Source organism: Flavobacterium sp. HBTb2-11-1 (assembly GCF_009826975.1).
Taxonomy (GTDB): domain Bacteria; phylum Bacteroidota; class Bacteroidia; order Flavobacteriales; family Flavobacteriaceae; genus Flavobacterium.
In genome coordinates this window covers 1-3973 of sequence record NZ_WUMO01000020.1, presented here as the reverse complement: position 1 = coordinate 3973, position 3973 = coordinate 1, and the positions used below count along the sequence as shown (strand labels likewise).

1 protein-coding gene is annotated in these 3973 nt (G+C 41.3%); it reads right to left on the bottom strand.

Going from position 1 to position 3973, the window contains the following annotated elements:
• Positions 1 to 3973: hypothetical protein (locus GR162_RS22050; RefSeq protein ID WP_160783889.1), on the bottom strand; the 3973-nt coding region annotated here is incomplete at both ends.

Below are 3973 nucleotides of genomic sequence, written 5' to 3'. Positions count from 1 at the left end.
AGGATCGACAATTTTAAACTTAATATTAAAGCTCGCCGTTTCATTCTGAACCAGCGTATTGCCGCTTGCTCCTGTCGGAAGCGGGAAAGTGATGATGCGCGTTTTGCCTACAACAGCATTCCCTGTCGGTTCTGTTATATTTGCCGCTCCAATGGTTCTTTCTACTGAACCTGCCACATAATCTATCGAAGAAGGCACTGTGATATAAATGTTTTCGTTGGTGCTGATAGGGTTCGAGCCCTGATTTTTAATCTCAATGCTGTACACCGCTCCGCCGCCGTCATTCTTTAAGTCCACTACACTAGGCGTTAAAACATAGCTGTTTAATGCCGGAGGCACAACGCTGAGATCCATTCCTCCTCCCGAAGCGGCCACTTGGGTCAATTGCCCGCAGCCGCTGGTGGCGTTCATGTTATAGGATACCGATGAGCCCGAAACAAAGCCGCAGGTCGTTTCCCCCTGATAACTTACCGCCATCACGTTATTTCCGTTTGATGACGGCGGCAGGAATGGCAGTCCATTGGCATCTGCCGAGATGTACCACTGCCATACTCCTTTTGCCGTGTTAAAAACTGGATCGCCGATGGTTCTGGTTGCCCCGTCGTATATCAATTTGCTCGTTCCCGCCCTTGCCGTATAGTTGGCAGGGAAAGCGGCCTCCAATATCAGATTCTCAGCATTGCCGGTTCCCGTATTGGTCACCTCCATGCTGTAGTCGATCATATGTTCTGACCCCGTTATGGGGTTAGTGCAGAACTGCACCGGATTTTGAGGCGATGTTACCGCCATTGTGATGCCGATGTCTTTTGGAAGCAGGTTAAGATCAAACGTGGTCTGGTTGGCTGTGCACGTAGCCAGTTCCGCTCCATAGCCTACGTCAGGATCCATAGGATAGCCTGTTGCCCCGAAACTATAAGTAAACTGGAGTTTGTCGTTTGTGCAGGCGCTGTAATTTGCCACCACATTATACGTATTAGTTGTGGCAATGTCTCCCAGTTTTACCCAGTATTTTCCTGCTCCATAATTTACCACAGGATAAGTCGCTATTACATTATTACTGGTATCTACCTGTTCTACTTGTGTAACCGTAATATTATTGTTGGCTGATACAAAGCTCATCCAGTTATTAGGTAGCGTAGTGCTCGCTCCTGTAGGTAAAAATGCAGCGGCATCTGTAGTATTGGCTACTCTTACCTGCCATTTTACTGTACTGCCTACACCATCTACGTTTTGCAAAGTAGCTGTTGTACTGGCTTTATAATTGACATAACTAGCAGCTGTTTGACTATTACTATAGCTATTAGATTGAGCTACTGTTACATCCTGAGTACCTGTATAATCATCTCCAATCATTTGTGTACTTACGATAATAGAACCAGTCGGAACACAAACAGGTTCTATAGGAATATACAAACGCTGAACACCATTTGCCCCCACAAAATCATTTGCCAATATATTACTTGTAGGAGACAGTAATCCATCAGATCCCAAAGCATCATTCACAAACGTGATGACAGTATTGCCATTCGAATAAGAGACTGTAAATAAAGAAGGATCCAGAGGAAGAGTTGCCGTAACACCGCTAGCTACATAATATGGCGGGCTGATTTCTTTCAATTTCCAAATCCCTTGAACTGTAGTGGTTGCCTTGCGGATATTAAAAAGCATACGCGTTTCGTTCGGGAATTTATCTACAGAGGTATTGCTACTATGATTGTTGTTTACCAAACCATTCTGAGCTGAAAAAGTCTGATTCCCTGCCAAATTTGTCGTACCATAAAAATTGCTTGTTCCACGGTTATTTGATTGCAGATATAAAAGCTCTGGAAGAGGTTCGCATCCAGATTCTGTACCTCCTGTGTCTTTAGTATAGAGCTCTCCTTTTAAATCTGTTATGGCAGAATAAAGAAAAGGTACATTATTTGCAGAAACTCTTACCTGCCAATTGACAGAAATAACATCGCCTATCACAGGAGTATAGTTAATATCCAAGCCCGTACCAATTTTAGCTCCTACATTTACCTGAATCCATTGCTTTTGTGTTGGTGAATCGTAAGTAAAAACAACATCACCAACTGTAATGTTAGCGGTTAATATTGATCCGTCAATTCCTTTTTTTACATTAATGGTTCCTATAACTTCAGAAGCAGTTGCTGAGACCGGATCAAAATTAGAAGTTGTTGGAACAGGCACTGTCGCTGTACTAACTGGAAGTGACGAATAAGTAACTCTTGACCATAATTGGCTGTAATTAGTGCCATTTACTGCACCTTCAAAATTAAACCTAACTTTATCTCTACTAAGTGCTCCCTGCAGATTAATTCCAGGCGTATTTTCATTAACAAAGCCTGTCGGTCTGTAAAATTTATTTATACCGCTTACATCTGGGATATATCCAAACGTAGTACGTGTTGCCTTAAAATTAGTTGTATTGATAATACCGCAATTACCCACAAAACCATAATTCAATAGCGTACTGCCACAGCCAAAATCTTTAGCGATTCCTGGGCAACTGTTTTGAGAATAGGTCTCTTTAAAAACAACTGTTTTATTAACTGCAGTAGCTGTTGTTGCTATAACGGGGACGCTAAGAAGATCATTACCATTAAGACCATTATAAACAGCTGAATTTAAAATAGCCGTTAAAACTTTAGTCGTTGCATTATAATTTATGTAAGTAGGTGATACAGTAAAGGAATTATTATATTTTATAGCAGCTGATGAATCATAATCCAATCCATCGGGTAAAGTTACAGTAAATACTTTAGTAAATGGTGTCGAATAAAATCCAGCACCTGATAAACCTGCAACTACCTGCACAGAAATTATTCCTTTATCTCCCAAAGCAAACAAAGCTTTATCTATAGTAGCAAAATTAGTATTTCGGGTTTGTGCTCCTATAGCAAAACCAGGCAAACCAGCTACAAATTCTCCATAATCATAATTAAATTTACTGATAATTGTACCACACTGAGTGGTATATGAAGTACCTAAGGTAAAGTAGCCATTTCCGTCACTTAAGTTAGTAGCACTTTGCAACATACAAGCTTGAAACTTACTTGCATCCCATCCATATTCAAAATCTATACGTATGCTTTGTCCCGGCAATAAATCATCAAAATGACCGTCTCCATTCAAATCAACTAGAGAAACTCCTGCAATTGCTGCAGTTAATCTAGATAAATCTACAATTGGAACGTTTTGTGCAACTCCTGAGATGATTGCTCCACTTGATGGATTTAAAACCAATACCTGCGATGTAATATCTACTCCGCCAATACTTACTTTTTTTAGTGTTATGCCGTCTGATGGTCCGCCTGCAGCAAAACCAGCAGCGCTATTTCTATTAGTAGTCCACGGCAGTTTAATGTTAAATAAGGCAGATTCATTGCTACCACTTCCTTCATTCTTTATGGTATAAGAAACCGTACCATTGGTGCAAAAAGTAGCATAAGTAGCGGTTCCCGCAATTCGGGTTAACGAAATACTCGGGTTTCCTACAGGAGTTGTAATAGATGCTGTAGAACTATCAAAGAAGCAAAAACTATTCTTGCTATCTCCAGATCCTGCTTTCATAGCCAGCTGGATTGAAGACCCCAAAGCACAGCTAGTCATCTGTTCTGTAAGCACCAGCGTGATTTCTTCATCTTTGTCAAAATTAGCATCTGCCGTTCCAGAAGTTGTTGTAATAGCACTTTGCAACGCTGCACCTGTTAAGGTAATACGGTATCCGTTGGTTATAGGCGTTACTGTGCCAAAATTGGAGTTGAGCAGTTTGTAGTATGGGTATTGTGTACTTGTTACCACATTAGCATCAAAGTATACCGTAGATACAGATACATTCCCACTATTTTTAAACTTAACTGTACGCGTCGCATTAGTGTTTAAAGGCGTAGAAAGTGCCTGAGGGCTTGGCACGCCCGAAAACACAAAAGCCGGTGCTGGCGTACTTGCCGCTACCGGGCTTACAGCT